Raw genomic sequence first — 19,152 nt, 5'->3', positions numbered from 1 at the left:
CTGTGAACAACAACCCGACATCGCAAAAGAAAAACCGCCCGGGCACACCGGGCGATTTTTTATTTCGCGTCGATCTACAGCAACATTCACCGGCGTTTATTGGCCAGGCGAACCCACCGATGTCGACTTGAGCGGTTCTGCAAAGCCACCATGTACACCCACAGCAGCGGCCACGTAGTTTGGCGAGCTGGTCGACAGGGTATCCCACACGGCAGAGTACTTGGCATTACCACCCGTAGAGAAGACCGCGCCTGCGTGGTTGCTTGCGGCAACCAGCGCCGGGTCTGCACCGGTGACCGTCGGGATCGCTTTGAGTGTACCGTCACCTTGCGTCGCGCTCAGTGCTGCACCGTAGTTCACGGCGGCGACCACGTTGCCGTTCGCGTCGTACACGATGACCGCATCACCCTTGCCCAGACCGATCAGGTTGGCTGGATCCTGGTTGACGTTCCACATCGCCACGACCGGTACCGAGCCAGTCAGCCCCCACGTGTTACGGAAGACGGCTTCGTCCGTGCCTGGCACGCCGGAAACCACGACCAGATGCTCGCCCACACCCAGGGTTGTGCCGGCAGCGAAGGCCGCGCTGTTGTTGGCATCGTTCACGTCGGCGTGATTGTCGCCCCACTTCCAGCCGGTCAGGTCGATCGGGGTGCTGCCATAGTTATACAACTCGAAGAAGTCCTGGCCGCCATCCGCGTTGGAGTTCACTTCCGTGATCAGGACCGTCGGTGCAGGCGCACCTGCAGCTGCGGTCGTGAAGCTTTGCGTCGTGCCGGCATACGCGTTGCCATACAGATCAGTGATCACGCCACTGGCCAGTTGCACGGTGTAGCGCGAGCTATCCTGCAGCGGCGAGGTCAGCGTGATGGTCATCCGGCCACCATTGAACTTGACTTGCGTGGTGTCGTTGATCGAGACGGTACGCGTATCCGAACCATTGCTGATCACCACATTCCCGCTGCCCGCCTGCACGATCTCGTTGAACTGCATGGAGAAGTGACTGCCAATGATGCCTGTCGCACCATTCACCGGCGCGGTGCTGGTCAGCGTCGGCGCGATCTGGTCAGTGGTACCGATGGTGGTGAACGAGAACGTCGAGGCGCTGGATACCGCAGCCACATTCGCGCCCGCAACCGTCTTGATCGCACCAGCCGGATAGGTGATGCCATACGTGGTGCCGGCCACCATGTAGAACTTCGGGTGGATCTTCATCACGCTGCCGTTGAAGGTCACTTGCGATGTGTCCGTCACAGCGATTGTCCGCGTGTCACCGGCGCCATTGCTCAGAACCAGATTGCCCGCCCCGGCCTTCACAGCCTGATCAAATGTCAGGTAGAGGTTACTGCCAATACCCACGCTGGTTTTGCTGGTGGTCGGCTTGAAGATGGTCAGACCCGGCAGGCTTGGGCCAGCGGCCTGTTCACCCACCGCATAAATGGTGCCATCCGGCGCCATGGTGACGCCTTCGTTCTGGGCAGTGGCGCTCATATACAGCGCGCTGATCATGTTGCCGGCCCGGTCCATCTTGACGATCCGGCCATCCGGCGCGCCAATGATCACCACGTTATCGTAATCAGGCGCACTGGCCGGGACGATATTCGACACGGAGAACACGTCGTTGAATGCCGACAGACCCGTCTTGGCTGCGTCAAACATCACCGGCGGATTATCCGTCGTTGCCAGGATAGGCGAGCCGTCCGATGCGGTTGCCGTACCACCGGCAAAATTGACCGCGGCCTGGAAAATATTGGTGGGTTGCGACTGGCGCACTGCAATATAGCCGCCGGTTTTGGTATCAAACGTCACGCCTTCAATCCCGACGTTACCCACCGTCGTCCCCAGCTTGACCGATTGCACATCCGCCCGATGCAGCGTGCCGCCTGCCACATAGGTAAAGAGATTCACCTGGCGCAGGCGCTCTTCAACCAGCACAAACTTGCCGCCGCCGACGTAGGTGATGCCTTCCGTATCCTGGAAATCACTGGCGTTCAGCGTCATGGAATCAATCACATGACCATCCACCTTCGACACCTGCACGACAGAGGTTGCACCATCACCAATCACAAACAGGGAGTCGGTGTCTTTGTCGTAGGTGACGCCAGAGGCTTCTGCGTTCAACAGGTTGGTGCCAGTCCCGACCGAGAGGGCAAAACTGCCTGTCTGCGTGTAGTTGTTCAGATCCCACGTGCTTTGCGGATCGGTAAAGGCCAGCGCGGGGACTTTGCTATCGACTGGAAGACTGCTGTCGGTGGGGGAGCTGGTGCTGGTGCTACCACCGTCGCTACCGCCACCACATGCGGCAAGGCTGGCCGCCAGAATCGCCGGGACCAGAAAATTGAGAGTTTTTTTCACGATGCTCTTTGGGAGGGGAGTTTTTATACGTAATCGCGACGTGTTCGGCTTCGTGCTCTTTGTCTTTGCCGAATCAGTGGCGGCTGATCAATCTTCGTTACCGGATCAAAACGGTGGCTTCCTCGTGGGCAAACAACGGGTCTTCTTCGGGTATCAGAAGACACATGAACCATCGGTAACGCGCGGCGGATTGTGGCAGTCGCAAATGTACGTACCGTGACAATCCGGTTACTTTACAAAGCGTTTACACACGAGCGTGCCTGTGCTCGCGATCCGCGACGCTGGCGCATAGCGGCTCTGGCAAGGCAGATTTTGATCTGAACAGATAAAAGCGCCCGTCGGGGCCCAGGTCTGAAAGAGGGTCAGCCGTGTGCTAAGGAGACGGGCTATCCGCCACCCAGGCACCGTGAAAACCAAATGGCACACGTACCGGCAGATGGATGATCGCGAGGGGAGCCCCGGTGAAATCCAGCGCATCCAGGATGACTACATCGCTGAGATTGCGGTTGCCGTCATAGACGTAAGACATGATCCAGCCGTCATCTTCCCGTGTTGCGCCGGGGCGTTGCACGAACACGGGCTCCAGCGTCACCCGGCCGGAACCATAGTCGTGGGTTTCAGACACCCCACGCAGCATGTCGTGTTTTCTGGCGGGGCCAAAGCTGAGCTGCTCGCCCCAATGGGCCGTATAGGCATACCGGTAGGCTTGCCCCTCAAAACGTCCGTTCATGCGTGGGAATTCGTTGCCACGTTCGTCCAGGATGGTTTCACTCAGCCTGCCGCTCTGACGTTCCAGCGTCCACCGCGCCAGCACCCCGGCTCCCTCACCAGGACCATGACGGTCGTGAACAAACAGACGCTGGTGCCGGATCAAGTCAATGATCGTTCGGTCGCCCTCATCCCACGCGTTGACGAAATGAAAGACAAAACAACGCGGCGCGGCAAACCATTGCAGCCGCGAGACATCACCATCCCGGGGCAAAAGGCCGATTCTGGCATCGCGGTTTTCATCCCAGAGCCACGGAAACGCAGCCAGCGCACGTTGTGGCTGGAAAGTCACAGGCAGGTCGGGGACGACGATGAACGACGCCGTAAACGCGAGGTCGTGAATCAGCGGAGTATGTGGCAAATCGATACTTGCCCTGGTCTGGGCGCGGCCATCCCGCCCGACGGACACATAACGAACCGGTTCGCCTGGTTCGTAGGTCAGCGCATGCTGCTCGCCTGTGACCGGATCAAATTTGGGATGTCCGGTAAAACCCGCCTCCAGCGTCCCGTCAAAGTCAGAACGCCTGACGCTTTCCAGTTCGTCATCGAGTTCAACGGGCAAACTCCCCGCTTCCGACACCGCATAGAGCCTGCCCCCAATCCGGGTGAAACTGGTATTCACCGCCCCGTCACGGTATTGCGGCCCGGGAATCGGCGCGAGCCCCAAGACGGCAGATGCGCTTGCATCTTTGATAAAACGACTCCGGAACCACTCCGCCTTCCCGTCACGCAGACGCAGGCCATGCGCCATGCCTGTTGCGCCAAACCAGTGATAGTTCGTTACATCCGGCGCCATCACCGGATTGGGACCAATGCGCAAAAAACGACCATGCAGCGCCTCAGGAATACGGCCAGTGACTTTCAGATTGAATGCCGTGGTTTCAGCCTCTATCGGCGCGAAATTGCCCGTCAGATAAGGGCTACCCGATGGCTGAGCATGGAGAAGATCATCGTTCATTGGCTTGGTGATTCCTGGCGTGACATGACAGACACTGCGCTGCATATGGCGAAATGGCTGTAAAAAATAAAGCGCCCAATAGCGGCGCTTTATTTTTAGTACGTCAATGCCCAATCCCCTTTGCCCCGATTGCCATCCCCTGCTGGTTTCCAGCTTTGTTTTTATTGCATTGATGCCGGTAGCGATCTTGCCTGCGCTTTTAATGCAGTGCGGGCCAGACCAGATTGCCGTGGCCAAAAACCAGCCCGGCCAATCCGGAATTGATACAGGGCGACACATTAAACAAGCTGGCAGTTATTGCAGGTGAAATTGATTTCATACGCGGTATATAAACCCCGTGTGAATAGACCGTGTTTATTGGTTCACCCGCAACACAACCAAACAGCGTGAGGCGGCTTCTGATTTCACCAAGGGGAATCTCATGAGTGTTTCTTATGTCCCGACCACGGGCGGCTCTACGCTGAGCCTGGGGCTAACCACCCCACGCATTGATGACTCGAACAAGCTGACGGGGGTTAATCCCCAGATTGCCCCGCAGCATGATTACATGGCGGATTTCGACCATGACATGACCACGTACATCAGGCCAGCAGCCGCCCTTGCCAACAATGCCATCCAGACCATCTACGACCAGCTAACGCAGGTTCAGGCCAGTTTGACGAAACAACACCCACAGATCGCTAACAGCAACTGGGATGTCGTACTGCAGGATGGCCAGCTCAAAGTCACCGGCAAGCTGTCGGATTCTGATCGTACCTGGCTGCAAAACTCGTTGAACGCCAACACCAATCTGGTGAATGCGGCCAGATCGTATAGCAGTGCCATCGTGACCTACTACCAGGGTGCGCCCGATCATCAGCAGGTCCCCTCCCTGATGGGGCAGGATGGCCGTGCGTACGATGGTGTCGCCGACAACATTAATGGCCGGCTGCCCCTGCGCTATATCGCCAACTGGTCGCTCGTTAGCAAGCCTGGCATTACGCAACAGGGCAGCGCCCAGACGGTAAACATCGCGCGCAAGTTCATCACTGCACCCCGTTACAAAGTCACGGCCTGAAAAAGGAACGCCATGAGTGCTCTGCAGAACCCGACAGGACATTCCACCCGTCAGCCCTGACCAGGTTATTGCAGGGTTTGCGCTGTTGACGAATGAAAGCGGCCGCTTCAGCGTCCTAATTATCCTTGTTCCAGCGCCGTAGATAGGTATCGACGATTTCAATCAATCTGGCGCGATCAAAACTGGGGTCGTGTCCTGCGTGGACGGTCTGGATCGGCATGGCTTTCAGGCGCCGCAGCGACTGCGCGTAGATGTCCAGATCCATCCCCGGACCTTCATAAACCAGCGGGCCATCATAGATCAGGTCGCCTGAATACAACGTCGCAGTCGTTTCCTCCCAGATACAGATACTCCCGGGAGAGTGGCCCGGCAGCTGGATAATCTCAAAGCGCCGGTCGCCCAGGTCAATGATGTCCTGGTCGCTGACAAGATGCGTCGGCTCGGCCCCGCGCAAACGGTATTGGCGCGGGTCGTAACCTTCATACGGCATCGCATCGATCAGCAGCTCGTCAAAGGGCGGGTACCCGGCTTCAACGAACAGCCCGGCCAATTGGGGATGAATATCCGCGCAGACCAGCGTCGTCACGCCAGAGGGGTGCGCCATCTGGTGAGCCTCAGCACCATGCACCCACCGTTGTTCAAATTCATGGATAGCGCCGATATGGTCGATATGCGTGTGGGTTGCCAGCGCAATGACTTCTTTGTCGCTGAACAAGTCCGGAAAACTGGGGCGCAGGGGCACAATGCCCATGCCGCTATCAATCAAGAGGTCTCTGTCACGACCGCGGATATGCCAGAAATTGGCCTGCTCAAGCGGATGGACATGCGGCTCCCAAAAGCGCGTAACGCCGTTTTCCAGATCCAGACGTTCATACCAGCGCGTGGCCACCGGGTAGGGCCTGTGCGTACCCCATGCCGGCGCGTTCATGCTTTTTCCTCAATGGCACGGCGAGTGGTTTCGATGGTCTGGTTGTCCAGCGCCGAAATCACGTTTTCACCATTCGCGATCCATCCAAACAGATGCGCTTCACTGGCAATGATCTGCAGCGTTGCATCGTGCAGCGCTGGCTCGAAACTCGCGCAACAATCAGCCAGCGTCAGGCAGGAAAACCCGCGGTCGACCGCCTCCCGCAAGGTGGAATGCACGCAGCACTGCGTGGTCACGCCCGCCAACAGCAAATGGGTGATGCCCTTGCTGCGCAGCAGGTGCTCCAGATCCGTGGCGTAAAAGGCACCGTATCCGGGTTTGTCGATAATGGGCTCACCCACGGCGGGCTGCAGTTCATCAATCAAATCATGACCGAACTCCCCACGCACCATAAACCGACCCAGTGGCCCGGACGAGCCGACCTGGGCCCCGGCCTCGAGCGTGCGCTGCCGCTTCGTTGCGGATAAATCCGCCAGATCTGCACGGTGCCCTTCACGGGTATGGAACACGCTCACACCGTGCCGGCGTGCCGCACCCAACATGTTTTGCACACGGGGAATGATGGCGCGCAGCGGGGCCAGGTCAAACCCGCTGACTCCGCTGGCACCTTCCGGTGCCAGAAAGTCGCGCTGCATATCAATCACAATCAATGCGGTCCGCTGCGGGGCAAAATCAAAATGTCGATCGTAATGACACGAAACCGAAATCATCATCGCTCTCTCAATGCAACTGAACGAAAGAGGCATCGACCATATCGCTGCCCTTGAGGGTCTTCGGAATCGTTTTGCGGCTGCTGTAGAACACAGAGATATTGTCCAGCGTCTGCGCTGCCACCGGGCCATGCAACAGCTTGGCATTGCCAGCCATGTCATAGAGCTTGACGCCCACCAGCATGTCTTTCACTTCGCCGGGTTTGACTTCCAGCCGTTTCGCCACGAGTGGCATCGCTTCATCCGGGTTGGATCTGACGAAAGCGGTGCCTTTATCCACAGCCGCCAGGAAAGCCGCAATGGCTTTGGCCTTGGTTTTGCTGGTTGCCGGGTTCACTGTCACTACGTCAAGAATGAGGTTGGGGACTTGCGCGCTGGAAAACACCACCTTGCCACCGCCAGCAACGGCTTGCGAAATCCAGGGCTCCCACGTGACGGCGGCATCCACTTTACCGGCCACAAAGGCCGCGCCCGCACTGTCCGGATCCATGTTGACGCTCTTGATATCGCCTGGCTTCATGCCCGCTTTTTCAAGCCCTTTGAGCAACAGCAGTTCATTGACCTCATTTTGGGTCACTGCGACCGTCTTGCCCTTGAGATCAGCAAGACTGGTCAAGCCTTTTTTAGAGACCACTGCGTCGGCACCATTGGAGGTGTCTGTGGCGTAAATAATCTTCAGATCCGTGCCACTGCGCGCATTCACCAGCACGACGTTGTCGGCCGTCGTGAGCGCCAGATCAATGTGGCCGGATACCAGCGGCGGAATGGCATCACTGGGGCCTTTGAAGGGCACAAATTCGACATCGACACCGGCTTGCTTGAAAAAGCCCTTTTCCTGCGCGACGAACACGCCGGCAGAGCCAACCCAGTTGTTGTAACCAATCTTCAGTTTTTCGGAGGCATGCGCTAGCGGGCTGGCAAGCCCGGCAGAAAGCAGGACGGCGCCAGACAAAAATTTACAGAGGTCTCGCATGATTAGCTCCAGATTGTTGAGGGTGCCGCGAGACCAGCGTCGCGCGGAGGAATATCTCGTGAGCTCATCCTATGCAGCGCACATCACCCGTTCAATTACAGAGCTTCAATGTTGACATCGGCCTGAGCGAAGTGAGTGCGCACGCGGTCATGGGCAGCGCCTTTGCCCTCAGCGCCCATGTCTGCAAGCACGACGTCAACGCTTTGCAGAAAACCCGCCAGTGAGCGCGAAGGCGTGGGTTGATGGGCCCGCGTGACCAGCGAAAAATCAGAATAGCGGGTGCACTGCCCGGGCAGCAGCGCCACCATGTCGCCCTGTTCGATCCAGTGTTGCGCATAGTGCTCAGGCAAGAAGCCGATGTAAGCGCCACTGCGAATCAACAGGGCCGCTGCTTCGACATTCGTGACTGTGGCAAAAATGGTGTCGGCATCGGTATCCAGAGGGACGAGCTCCTGGGTGCCAAGGAACGTTCTGATGACCTTGCGGGCCCGGCTGATTTCACGCGCTAGCGACGGGCCGGAGGACATCGTGGCGAGTGGGTGGGAGTGGTGACAAACCAGTAAATCCCGCTCGCGGTATAGCGGCTGGTAAGTCAGCCCCGAGAGCGGGCTACAAAAGATGCCAAACGCGACATCGATGCGGTTATCCAGCAGTTGCGCCTCCAGCTCCTGCGGCGACATCACCTGCAATGACACGTGCACCGCGTTATTGGGCTTGCGTGCGAACTCTGCCAGCGCCCGGCTGACCGGGCACGCCGGATCCGTAATGATGCTGTCGATCATGCCGATACGCAGATGCCCGCACAGCCCACCCTTCAACTCATCTGCCTGCAGCTGAAACTGCTGCAACGACTGAAAAAGCTGCACGACCTGCCGGTACATCAAATCGCCCTGATCAGTGAGCCGGAAGCCGCTGCGCCCACGGTGACAAAGCGTGAAGCCAAGGCGGGTTTCCAGCTGGGACATCTGCGTGCTGATGGTCGACTGGCTGATGTTGAGCAAAGCTTGCGCATTTGAAAAACCACCGGCCTCAACCACGGCACGAAAAACACGCAACAAACGCAGATCGATGTCACTGATGACCATGTTTACACCTGAGGGGAACACAGACAAAACATGGACGACCTGGATGGCGCCCATGCGTAGAGATGAAACTCACGGTAGAACGGTTCGACTCTACATCAAACCGGGAAACCGTAATTTCATAACCGCTTTCGTGTGGCGCACCGGCAAGCACCAAGAAGCCAGGTCCTGGATACCCTACCCCGCCGTATGGGCACCGACGGGATGCTCTACCCAATTGGCGTGAAAACAACATCATATCTTGCAGGGCATGCGGCCCTTGTAAGATACGCGGCAGCCTGGATCGCGCATGACTGCCTGTATTGATCAATTACGCCACTGAGCCGAAGCCCAACATGAAAACATTTGTGAGCACCCTGTGTGTCACCAGCGCCCTGGCGCTCAGCGCCTGCGTGGGCGATAGCCACGGTTCAGCCGCAGCCCCGGTGGCAACGCCGACGAGCACACCAACACCCGCACCAACACCCGCACCTGCGCCCGTCAGCTATACGATTGGTGGTACGGTTACCGGGCTCAGCAGCGGCACGCTCACCCTGCAGGATCATGGTGGCCAGACGCTGGATATCACCGCCAATGGCGCGTTTACCTTTGGCACAGCGGCCAATCCAGGTGACAGCTATTTTGTCACCGTCAAAACGCAACCTGGCACGCTGAACTGCCAGGTCAGCGCGCCCAATGGCAGCAATGTGGCGGCCAATGTCACCACCGTCAACGTGAGTTGCGCCGCGGCCCAGGTCACGCAGATTGCCCCCTTGACCTCGTTTGACAACGTCAGCAGCATGGCGGTGGACAATCAAAACAATGTGTATGTTGTCGGGGTGATCGGGGCAACCCCTGGCTACGTCTATAAAGTGACGCCTGGGGCGACCAGCGGCACGCCACTGGTGCCGGGCACATCGTTGCCAGGTCTGACCGGCGTCGCGGTTGACTCGCAAGGCAATGTCTATATTGCCGGGCCGCTGTCGTATGTGGCCCAGATCGCGCCCGGCGCCACCTCACCGACGCCGATCACCACAGGCACCACCTATGCCTATAGCGATGGCCTCGGTATAGATAGCAGCGACAATCTTTATCTAACCGACCACGGCGCAAACAAGATCTACAAAATCCAGGCGGGCGCCAATATCACGACGGAAGCGCCGATTGAGGTGGGCGCCATTGCGGGCCCTATCTCCGTTGCCGTGGATAACAGCAACAATTTATATGTACCGACCGGATTGACCGGTGGCCTGGCCAGGTTCGTGCCAGGCGTCACCACGCCGACCATCGTTCCGGCTACAGCGTCCCTTTCGCAGATTTACAGCACGGCGGTCGATCACAACGACACACTCTTTATCTCTACCTTTACCACCAACGGCTGCAAACTTTACAAGGTAGTTGCCGGCGCACCTGCACCGTCTGCCATCTCCTCAGGGACGACCACGCTTGGCAACGTCTGCTCTATTCAGGTGGACAGTAGCGGTAATCTTTATGTGGGAGATTATATGTACGGCAAAGTTTACAAAATCGTAAACCCGTAACAGGCAAGGAAAGCACTGCGGCCTGGTCGGCCCGCAACCCGGCGGGCAAACCAGGTACCGCCGCCACACCAGGCGCGGCCCGCCAGCAGCGGAATCCGGATTTGAACAGACAAGAATGGCCAGGTGACACGGCAGCTTGTCGTCGGTCATTCCCTCCTGAATTTCCTTTCCTTTAAAATCAATGAGTTGCCAAACTTCAGATTTTTGTCTCGCCCGTTATGCGTCATTTAATTCTGAAGTTTTCCGTGTTTCGGTCATTAGAAACTGGATTTTTCTAACCTACTGCTTTGCATGGATTTTTCCTGGCAAGCGTCAAAGCAAGATCTCCGAGCCGATCTGGTTGTATCAGCCCCGTCCCCTTTTTCCGCAACATCACACAGGCTCGTTAATGACTGCCTCGATCCGGTAGCCATCGGGGTCGATAATGAACGCCGCGTAGTAGCAAGACCCGTAGTGAGGCCGTAACCCGGGTAAACCATTGTCCCGGCCACCATGCGTTAACGCAGAGGCATGAAATTCATCGACCGCAGCACGCGAACCAGCCGCGAACGCCAGATGAAATCCCTCGCCAGGAATAGAGGCATATGCCGGCACCAGCTTGATGGCAAATTTATCACCGCCACCGGGATACCCATACCCTACCGCTGTGTCATCGGTCCAGGCTCGCACGTAACCCAATGACCGGAGCACAGCGTCATAAAAGGTAGCTGCCCGGTTGATATCTGAAACGGCAAATGAAAGATGGTGGAGCATTCGCCACTCTGTTTAGTTACTGTTGATGGTCAACCAATCTTGAAATGATTGCCCTGAAAGACCTGACAATCCGCCGACTCAATCGCACTCGAGAATAAACATCAGTTTATCGGGCCTCAGGCTTGACTGCCCGTCCTTTGGTTTTGTCTTGGGGGCGCAAACAGCACCGACGATGCCTGACCGGCCGCGCTCAATTCACTGTGAGTTGCTGATCTTGTCTCGTACCTGCATCAGCGCAAACCCCTGCAGGTTTAGCCCACACCACCAGTTTGGATCACCGACCTTCTGATCATGCTGCGCCAGCCCAATACCCGTGTCAGGCACCCTTGAGTGAAAATGTTTCATTCGTCATGAGTTTTGCGAAAAGTTACGCCAAATCATGGCCATAGTACGCAGAAGCAATTTCTGATAGCCATCAAAATCCATTCCATCGGCATTAGCGCCACGCTCAACGCAGTCTCAGATGCGCACTGGCGCTGGTTCTTCCATCCAGTGGACGGGCCTGTGACTAGCCCATTGCATTGAATATTAATTTTTACAGGAATTGAGGAATGCGATTTCTCAGGATCATCACGACACTTGTCTGTTTGTCTGCCTTGTTTGGTTGCGCAACGGGATCATCAATCGTTACTGGAAAAACAAGGCCCGCCGTAAGTCCTTCCCAAGTAAACATTTATCTCGATCCACCGTCCCAGTTTGAAACCATCGGCATCGTAGAGGCTTCCAGCGAGATCGAATTTTCAACGCAGGCGGCACAAGACCGGGCAATCAACGAGCTGAAATCCCAGGCCGCCAAATTAGGAGCCAACGGTGTTCTTCTCATGGGCGCTGAGAGCAAATCCGGAGATGCGTCCGGTTTTTACTCTGGTGGAGTGTTCTATGCGACCGCAAGTGAAAAGAAGGTCGTTCACGGAAAGGCAATATTTCTAACCAATGAGTAACCCTCAAGGTTATCTATGGTCATTTTCTGGTGAGCACCGCCCCATCTACGCGCGAACCCGACCTCCACTTTAAAGCGGGTCACCCCACTATGCTTGCCAAGGACCCAGCGATTTATTGAGTTTCTACGGGGCCGACTGGGCGACTAACTTTACTTACTTCAAACACATGCAATAGTTTATAACTTGGCCGTGTTAATTATAATGGCCATGTTTACCAAGCAGATGAGCAGCGATGGCGAAATCTCTCACATCAGAGTCAGGTGCCAAAGAACTGGAAAAACGGGTCGCCGAATTCTTCCGAAACTCTGGCTGGCTGGTCATCGATGATTTCCCCTCATTCAGCAATGAACCCGTTGGCTTGCTGATTCAACGGGAATTGGTCCGGTACAGTGTTGCGATCAAATCCCTCGCCGAGAGTCGACCGGATCGGGTGATCCCCCTTCTAGCACAAGCTATCCTGATTGCGACGACAAATGCGCGAAACAACATTGGGTCTCACCCACTTGCGGTCGTCTACGTTGAAAGTGCAACCCCATCGCTGGCGAGGGCAGTTGGCGCGTTCAGGGAGAAATACGCGTCCGATGTGTCTGTTGGGATCATCTCTGGAAACGGACTGAGGCAATTTCGGGGAGCGGGGCTTGAAGAACTAAACGCGGAACCCTTGGAGAGAAGGAAAAACAGCAATTCTTCAACCAGTACCCCCGTAAATCTGTTCTCAGACCTCAATCAGTGGATGCTGAAAATATTATTGGCGCCGGACATTGCAGTCAGCCAGCTACACGCGCCCCGACAAAAGTATCGAACCGGTGCTGAGTTGGCAGCTGCAGCACAAACATCCCAGATGAGCGCTTCCCGTTTCTTGCAGCAGCTTCGTAACGAAGGATTTCTGGATGAGTCCTCGCGATCAATCAATCTGGTGCGACGCCGTACACTGTTCCAGCGTTGGCAGGCGGCAACGATGAGGCCCTCACAAGAGCTGCCAATGAAATTCCGATTCCCGGGCAAGAGGGATGAGCAGATCAAGTCGCTATTTGCAAAACTGAAGAGTGAGGCCTGTCTGGGGTTCTTTGCTGCTGCGGATGCACTGAACCTGGGACACGTCATTGGAGTGCCACCTTATATTTACGTGCCCACACTGCCTCGCTCTGAAGACAGCGACTGGCGAGTGCTCAGGGTTGCATCAGCTATGGAACCGCCCGATGTCATCCTTCGGCAGGCATCCACCCCGAAGTCAATCTTCAGAGGGGCCATCCACCAAGATGGCGTGCATGTCGCAGATGTTCTTCAGGTCTGGCTGGACGTAGCAAACCACCCTTCACGAGGCACAGAACAAGCCGCTCTGATTTACGACAAGGTCATTCTCCCTCTTGAACGCAATGGGAAATGAGCGAACGAATTTAAATGGCTGGCAAGACTGGTTCTCACTCTCTCACCTAGCCGTCTCTACACAACTAGTGGGCAAGAAACGATAAGAGGTTAACGGGTGCAATTCATTGCAAATGGGCCTGATATCCCAGATGAGCTGTTACAAGCTCACGAAGATGGGCGCGTAGTTTTCTTTTGCGGAGCCGGAATTTCGTATCCGGCAGGATTGCCAGGATTCGGTGGACTGGTAGAAGCAATTTATAAGCTCACCGGCACCACCTTCAAACCTATTGAAAGCGAAGCTTTCAAAAGAGGGCAGTTTGATGCCACTCTTGATCTCCTTGAACGACGGCTGCCCGAGCAACGGTTAGGGATGCGTCGTGCATTGGCAGAGCGGCTCAAACCCAATCTACGGCTTAAAGGTGCTACAGATACGCATGCAGCCTTACTTCGGTTAGCGCGGGTTGGTACTTCGTTGCGGTTAGTGACTACGAACTTTGATCATCTGTTTCACGCAGCTGCAAAGCGCACAAAACAGGCATTTCAGACCTATTCAGCACCGATGCTACCCATCCCCAAAAAAAGTCGTTGGGACGGTGTGGTCTACCTACATGGACTCCTGGGCGACAAAGCTGATGACGTGGCACTAAACCGTTTGGTTGTCACAAGTGGTGATTTTGGTCTGGCATATCTTACTGAGCGTTGGGCATCTCGCTTTGTCAGCGAACTATTCAGGAACTACGTCGTATGCTTTGTCGGGTACAGCATTAACGATCCAGTTCTTCGCTACATGATGGATGCACTAGCGGCAGACCGCATGCAGGGAGAAACAACACCGGAAGCGTGGGCATTTGGTGACTGCAATCCTGGGCAGGAGAGTGAGAAAAAGATTGAATGGGAAGCCAAAGGGGTTACCCCAGTCCTCTATGAGGTACCCACTGCTTCACACGATCATTCCGCGCTTCACAAGACATTGCAAGCCTGGGCCGAAACCCATCAGAACGGGGTTTTGGGTAAAGAGCAGATTGTGGTGAACCATGCACTTGCCCGACCATCGGCTAGCAGTAAACAGGATGACTACGTGGGGCGGATGTTGTGGGCCATCGCAGATAAAACTGGATTGCCTGCTCAACGATTTGCAGAACTGAATCCCGCACCATCGCTGGACTGGTTTCTAGAGGCGTTCACGCAAGATCGCTTCAGGCATGCTGATCTTGTTCGCTTTGGTGTGACCCCCGACGCCTCAGTGGATGACAAGCTCAAGTTCAGCCTAGTCCACCGGCCTTCTTCATATTCAGCGGCCCCTTATATGTCCTTGGTGTCGCGTATGGCAAACGCGCCTCGGTGGGACAACGTGATGTTTCATCTTGCGCGCTGGTTGCTGCGCCATTTGAACGACCACCGATTACTCATCTGGGTAGCCCAGCAGGGGGCGCAGTTGCCGGACCACTGGATCAACATGATCGAGTTCCAGTTCGGGAAAATTCTCAAGCTTGAAAATGAAGGCAAGGTTGCCGAACTGGCGGAAATTCGCGAGCAGGCACCTAATGCCATACCCAATCAGATCATGCGATCGCTCTGGCGGTTATTTCTCTGTGGCCGAATAAAGTCGACGGCATACTCACCGGATATTTATCGCTGGAAGGAACGTTTGAAGCGTGACGGGCTGACTACAACACTGCGGCTGGAATTTCGCGAAGTCCTTGCCCCAAAGCTGACTATCCGCGCGCCCTTCCGGTTGGTGGAGGAGCAAGACTCTTCAAGCGAACCGGGGAGGTTGAGACATCTTGTTGACTGGGAGCTCGTCCTGAACGCCGATCACGTAAAAGTGACGCTCTTCGACTCAGCAGATGCGGGCTGGGCAGATGCTCTTCCGGCGTTGCTTGATGACATTGAGCTCCTGCTGCGTGACGCACTGGATTTATTGCACGAACTGAACGAAGCGGATGAATTTCAGGATCGTTCTCATTGGGACTTGCCATCTATTAGCTCCCACTGGCAGAACCGTGACTTCAGGGAATGGGTGTGTCTAATCGAATTGTTACGCGATGCGTGGCTGCATGTTCTCGAAGAAAATCTTGCGCGAGCCCAGTCTGTAGCTTCGGGCTGGTTTGAGGTGCCCTATCCCACATTCAAACGTTTAGCACTGTTTGCAGCAAGCCAGGACAACTGCATTGCCGCAACAACGTGGAGCGGTTGGTTGTTGCGTGATACAGCTAAATGGCTGTGGGATGGGCAGACACAACGTGAGGTAATGCGTCTCTTGGTTCTGCAAGGAAAACATCTGTTCCAAGCAGATCAGGAAGCACTTGAGCAAGCCATTCTTGCTGGTCCACCACGCGACATGTTTGTCTCTGATCTCGAAGAAGATAGATGGCAACACATAAAAGACTCCACGATTTGGCTGAGGCTTGCAAAGCTACAACAAGGTGGTGTCGTCCTTGGGGGAGCCTCCTCTGCCTATCTCGATGCAATCACTGTTGAAAACCCGGAATGGAAGCTCACTGAGAATGAGCGTGAGGAATTTTCTACATGGATGAGTGGTACGGGTGACCCCGATTATGTGCAAGAAATCGACTTAGTTGTAACCCCCACCAAGCGCGGCCCACTCGTGGCGTGGCTCCAGCAAACTCGATCAGGAAACAGACCTTTCTACCAAGATACGTGGCGTCAGGTATGTCGCAACCATTTTTGTAATAGTCTTGCGGCGCTATGTGATCTTGGACGACAAGGGATATGGCCCGCTGGACGTTGGGGTGAAGCCCTGTATGCATGGGGTGAATATAGGCCTGCGCTTCGCCGCTGGCTTAGCGTTGCCCAAGTCCTCAGTCAAATGCCTAGTGAGGTGTTGGTGGAGTGTGCCCACGCAGTTACCTGGTGGGTTATGGCCGTTTCCAAAACCATAAAGAAACCAGAACATGAATTTCTCAAACTGTGTGAAAAACTGCTGACTTTTCAGTTTGCTGCTGATTCCACGATGACGACAAATGGTCAGCCGATAGACAAACCCGTGACGGAGGCACTCAATCACCCCATTGGACATATCACTCAGGCTTTGCTCAATGTATGGTTCACAAGTGAACCGAATGACCACGACCTGCTACCCGCTGAACTTAAGCCACTGCTCACTCAACTCTGCGATACCCGGGTAAAGCAATATAGGCATGGCCGTGTTTTGCTTGCTTCGAGGTTAATCGCATTTTTCCGAGTAGATCGTCCATGGACAGAAATTAACCTGTTACCGCTTTTTAGCTGGAGTTCAGACACCAAAGAAGCTAAATACGCGTGGGAGGGTTTCCTGTGGTCCCCTCGTTTGTATGCTCCCTTGCTCAACGCACTTAAACCTGACTTTCTGGCAGCTGCCGCTCGCTACGAATACTTGGGAGAGCATGCGCGGCAGTACGTTACTTTTCTGACCTATGCGGCGCTTGAACCGGTCCCCGGTTTTGCTGAAGAGGACTTCCGTGCCGCAGTGGAAGAACTACCACCCGAGGGATTGCTTCAGTGTGCACATGCGCTGACACAGGCGCTAGAAGGTGCAGGTGACCGCCATCAGGAGTATTGGAAGAATCGGATTCAACCATTCTGGAAGAATGTTTGGCCGAAATCCCGAGAACTTGTTTCTTCCAAAATCTCCGAAGCAATCGCGCGGCTGTGCATTGCTGCACGAACGGAGTTTCCTGTTGCAATCACGTTGCTAGGGGGGTGGCTGCGCCCGATTGAACATCCATATTACGTGATGCACCTTCTTGTGGGATCCGAGTTGTGTAAATCTTTCCCTGATAAAGCGCTGATTCTGTTGGACGCAATCATTGATGGACGAAGTTGGCCGCCGAGTGAGCTAGGTCCCTGCCTGCAATTGATTTCAGCAACCAACCCTGAGCTTGCAAAGGATGCTCGCTACCAACGGCTGCATGCGTTATCGAGACAAATGCTAGGTTAATACTGGAAGAAGCTAGCCATTAGGCTGATTTTCATGCAAATGCGACGGGCTGAATCCAACCTGCCTCTATGGCACTGGCTGGTTTCTTAAAGCCAACCAGTGTCACCCATGGATTACCTGACGTTAATCACGGCAGGGCAATCCACCCCCTGACAGCCTCTATACAAATCCATCAGCATGATGAGCGCACCTAAGACAAACGGTGCCTAGCGAGCAAAGTCGCCGAAGCCGCTCCAGCGTCAGGAGACGTGCTTTATGGACAACGTGGACAACGCTGCAAGGTGCTCCCAGGGTCCGAAGCGTCTACTTTGGCCGATAAGTAGTCGAACCTACAAAACTGCTAAGTGGTGGCAGCGGCAACACCATGTCCGGAATCCACGCGCGGTTTACGCAAGGCACAAAAAACAAGGCGGCCCGGTTACCCCAAACCCGCATCCTGATACAACGGCACGTTTGTGTAGCGGGTTAACGAGTCGCCGCAGCTGGGAGTGCCGCCAGACCGGCCAATAGTGCCTTGTGAAAGGCTTCCGGGTCTTGCATTTGTGGTGCATGCCCCAGGTCTGCAAATTCGACCAGCGTGGCATGTGGAATCTGCCGGGCGGCTGCTTTACCCAACTCCGGGTAACGGCCCAGCGTGGCGCGGATGGCTGGTGCGGCCAGGTCTTTGCCGATGGCAGTGGTGTCTTTCTGGCCAATCAGCAACAAGGTGGGCATACGCAGCTGCTCCAGTTCATAAACTACGGGCTGGGTGTAGATCATGTCGTACAGCAGGGCCGAGTTCCAGGCCACCCGTTCACGATCCGGGCCACGGTACATGCCGGCAAGCATCTGCACCCACGGCTCGTAGGCGGCCCGCCATTGACCCGCATAGTACGTGTTCTGCTCGTAATTACGAATACCTTCTGCGGAGGTTTTGAGTTCGCGCGCGTACCACTGGTCCACGGTGATGGTGGGAACGCCCTTCGCTTTCCAGTCCTCCAGCCCGATCGGATTGGCCAGTGCCAATTGCTCTACCCCGTCCGGGTACATTAATGCGTAGCGGATGGCCAGCATGCCGCCGGTGGAGTGGCCCAGCAGGGTAACCCGGTCAATGCCCAGCGAGGCCAGCAGGGCATGGGTATTGTTGGCCAGTTGCTGGAAAGAATACTGATAGTGCTCAGGCTTGCTGGATTTACAGAACCCGATCTGGTCCGGCGCAATCACCCGATAACCCGCCGCGGTCAGCGCCTTGATGCTGCCTTCCCAAGTTGCAGCACAGAAGTTTTTGCCGTGCAGTAGCACCACGGTGCGGCCATTGGGCGTGGCCGGTTTTACGTCCATATAGGCCATGCGCAATGGCACGCCCTGAGAGGTAAACCCGAACTGCTGCACCGGCGCCGGATAGTTAAAACCCTGAAGCTCTCCCCCGTAGACCGGAGCGTCTTGTGCAAATGCCGGCAAGCTCGCCGCGGCGTACAGGCAAAGAGCAATGGTCAGTAGCTTGAGTTTCATCGTGGTTGTCCGGCTTTGAATGATCGGGGGGGTCCGACCAGCTAGTACGCAGATGGTTCCACCCTGTGTATTCCGATGGTGTTGATCAATAGTTCCGGAGATACTGCGGTGGCATGCCGGTCCTGTTGCGTGATCCGCTCAGCTTCGTCGATAGGCAGAAAAAAAGCGCCTAGAGGCGCTTTTCCGGGGTCACGCCGAAAATGCATAGCTCGCCGTTCATTTGGTCAGAGATGATTTGTCTGCTTATCGGTGTGGATTCAACCGGTCGATGCAACAGCCTGTTGGAATCGTTCAGCCGGTGTTTCATA

At 55.7% G+C, this 19,152-nt stretch carries 13 protein-coding genes; 5 read left to right on the top strand and 8 right to left on the bottom strand.

The features are described from left to right. Positions 1–96 precede the first annotated feature (96 nt). Together IEX44_RS19690 and IEX44_RS19685 are read right to left on the bottom strand one after the other, a co-directional pair. Positions 97–2,355, bottom strand: coding sequence for an SdiA-regulated domain-containing protein (locus IEX44_RS19690; RefSeq protein ID WP_229679351.1), 2,259 nt, complete (start codon positions 2,353–2,355; stop codon positions 97–99). A gap of 373 nt (positions 2,356–2,728) precedes the next feature. Then, on the bottom strand, positions 2,729–4,081 hold the full coding sequence (locus tag IEX44_RS19685) for a carotenoid oxygenase family protein (RefSeq protein ID WP_188698256.1): 1,353 nt from the start codon (positions 4,079–4,081) through the stop codon (positions 2,729–2,731). Positions 4,082–4,502: 421 nt separating this feature from the next. On the opposite strand from IEX44_RS19685, the gene IEX44_RS19680 reads away from it, so the two are divergent. Next, entirely contained in the window at positions 4,503–5,138 is a 636-nt protein-coding gene (locus tag IEX44_RS19680) for a hypothetical protein (RefSeq protein ID WP_188698254.1), read from the top strand. A gap of 115 nt (positions 5,139–5,253) precedes the next feature. On the opposite strand, the gene IEX44_RS19675 is transcribed toward IEX44_RS19680, so the two are convergent. The 4 genes from IEX44_RS19675 to IEX44_RS19660 form a co-directional block, all read right to left on the bottom strand. Then, positions 5,254–6,066 (bottom strand): MBL fold metallo-hydrolase, encoded by an 813-nt coding sequence (locus tag IEX44_RS19675; RefSeq protein WP_188698251.1) that lies wholly within the window; start codon positions 6,064–6,066, stop codon positions 5,254–5,256. Beyond that, the gene (locus IEX44_RS19670; protein ID WP_188698425.1) at positions 6,063–6,776 is read right to left on the bottom strand and encodes a cysteine hydrolase family protein; all 714 of its coding nucleotides are present in this window, start codon (positions 6,774–6,776) and stop codon (positions 6,063–6,065) included. Before IEX44_RS19670 ends, IEX44_RS19675 begins: the two co-directional genes overlap by 4 nt. Positions 6,777–6,786: 10 nt before the next feature. Further along, positions 6,787–7,749, bottom strand: coding sequence for an aliphatic sulfonate ABC transporter substrate-binding protein (locus IEX44_RS19665; protein WP_188698248.1), 963 nt, complete (start codon positions 7,747–7,749; stop codon positions 6,787–6,789). Between the two features lie 95 nt (positions 7,750–7,844). After that, positions 7,845–8,834, bottom strand: a complete 990-nt coding sequence (locus IEX44_RS19660) for a LysR family transcriptional regulator (RefSeq protein ID WP_188698246.1) — start codon at positions 8,832–8,834, stop codon at positions 7,845–7,847. A gap of 332 nt (positions 8,835–9,166) precedes the next feature. Here IEX44_RS19660 and IEX44_RS19655 point away from each other — a divergent pair, with 332 nt between their 5' ends. Continuing rightward, the gene (locus IEX44_RS19655) at positions 9,167–10,351 is read left to right on the top strand and encodes an NHL repeat-containing protein (RefSeq protein ID WP_188698244.1); all 1,185 of its coding nucleotides are present in this window, start codon (positions 9,167–9,169) and stop codon (positions 10,349–10,351) included. 372 nt (positions 10,352–10,723) lie between these two features. Here IEX44_RS19655 and IEX44_RS19650 read toward each other — a convergent pair whose 3' ends face one another. Beyond that, positions 10,724–11,104, bottom strand: coding sequence for a VOC family protein (locus IEX44_RS19650; protein ID WP_188698240.1), 381 nt, complete (start codon positions 11,102–11,104; stop codon positions 10,724–10,726). 551 nt (positions 11,105–11,655) lie between these two features. Here IEX44_RS19650 and IEX44_RS19645 point away from each other — a divergent pair. From IEX44_RS19645 to dsr1, 3 genes are all read left to right on the top strand, one after another. Continuing rightward, complete coding sequence (locus IEX44_RS19645) at positions 11,656–12,045, top strand: hypothetical protein (RefSeq protein WP_188698237.1); 390 nt, start codon at positions 11,656–11,658, stop codon at positions 12,043–12,045. A 232-nt stretch (positions 12,046–12,277) separates the two neighbouring features. Further along, positions 12,278–13,432, top strand: a complete 1,155-nt coding sequence (locus IEX44_RS19640; protein WP_188698235.1) for an RpiR family transcriptional regulator — start codon at positions 12,278–12,280, stop codon at positions 13,430–13,432. Positions 13,433–13,528: 96 nt separating this feature from the next. Further along, a complete protein-coding gene (dsr1, locus tag IEX44_RS19635) occupies positions 13,529–17,353 on the top strand; it encodes an anti-phage defense-associated sirtuin Dsr1 (RefSeq protein WP_188698232.1) in 3,825 nt (1,274 codons plus the stop codon). 465 nt (positions 17,354–17,818) lie between these two features. Here dsr1 and IEX44_RS19630 read toward each other — a convergent pair whose 3' ends face one another. Beyond that, complete coding sequence (locus tag IEX44_RS19630; RefSeq protein ID WP_188698228.1) at positions 17,819–18,844, bottom strand: alpha/beta fold hydrolase; 1,026 nt, start codon at positions 18,842–18,844, stop codon at positions 17,819–17,821. Between the last annotated feature and the right edge of the window lie 308 nt (positions 18,845–19,152).

The organism is Silvimonas amylolytica (genome assembly GCF_014645555.1).
In the GTDB taxonomy this organism is placed as follows: domain Bacteria; phylum Pseudomonadota; class Gammaproteobacteria; order Burkholderiales; family Chitinibacteraceae; genus Silvimonas; species Silvimonas amylolytica.
Note: the sequence above shows the minus strand (reverse complement) of the source record. Positions and strands in the feature narration are given on the sequence as shown.

What these genes read in the sequence shown, in the direction of transcription:
- IEX44_RS19685 (WP_188698256.1), bottom strand. Translation starts at nt 4,081, where the DNA reads ATGAACGATGATCTTCTCCATGCTCAGCCATCGGGTAGCCCTTATCTG.
- IEX44_RS19680 (WP_188698254.1), top strand. Translation starts at nt 4,503, where the DNA reads ATGAGTGTTTCTTATGTCCCGACCACGGGCGGCTCTACGCTGAGCCTG.
- IEX44_RS19675 (WP_188698251.1), bottom strand. Translation starts at nt 6,066, where the DNA reads ATGAACGCGCCGGCATGGGGTACGCACAGGCCCTACCCGGTGGCCACG.
- IEX44_RS19670 (WP_188698425.1), bottom strand. Translation starts at nt 6,776, where the DNA reads ATGATTTCGGTTTCGTGTCATTACGATCGACATTTTGATTTTGCCCCG.
- IEX44_RS19665 (WP_188698248.1), bottom strand. Translation starts at nt 7,749, where the DNA reads ATGCGAGACCTCTGTAAATTTTTGTCTGGCGCCGTCCTGCTTTCTGCC.
- IEX44_RS19660 (WP_188698246.1), bottom strand. Translation starts at nt 8,834, where the DNA reads ATGGTCATCAGTGACATCGATCTGCGTTTGTTGCGTGTTTTTCGTGCC.
- IEX44_RS19655 (WP_188698244.1), top strand. Translation starts at nt 9,167, where the DNA reads ATGAAAACATTTGTGAGCACCCTGTGTGTCACCAGCGCCCTGGCGCTC.
- IEX44_RS19650 (WP_188698240.1), bottom strand. Translation starts at nt 11,104, where the DNA reads ATGCTCCACCATCTTTCATTTGCCGTTTCAGATATCAACCGGGCAGCT.
- IEX44_RS19645 (WP_188698237.1), top strand. Translation starts at nt 11,656, where the DNA reads ATGCGATTTCTCAGGATCATCACGACACTTGTCTGTTTGTCTGCCTTG.
- IEX44_RS19640 (WP_188698235.1), top strand. Translation starts at nt 12,278, where the DNA reads ATGGCGAAATCTCTCACATCAGAGTCAGGTGCCAAAGAACTGGAAAAA.
- IEX44_RS19630 (WP_188698228.1), bottom strand. Translation starts at nt 18,844, where the DNA reads ATGAAACTCAAGCTACTGACCATTGCTCTTTGCCTGTACGCCGCGGCG.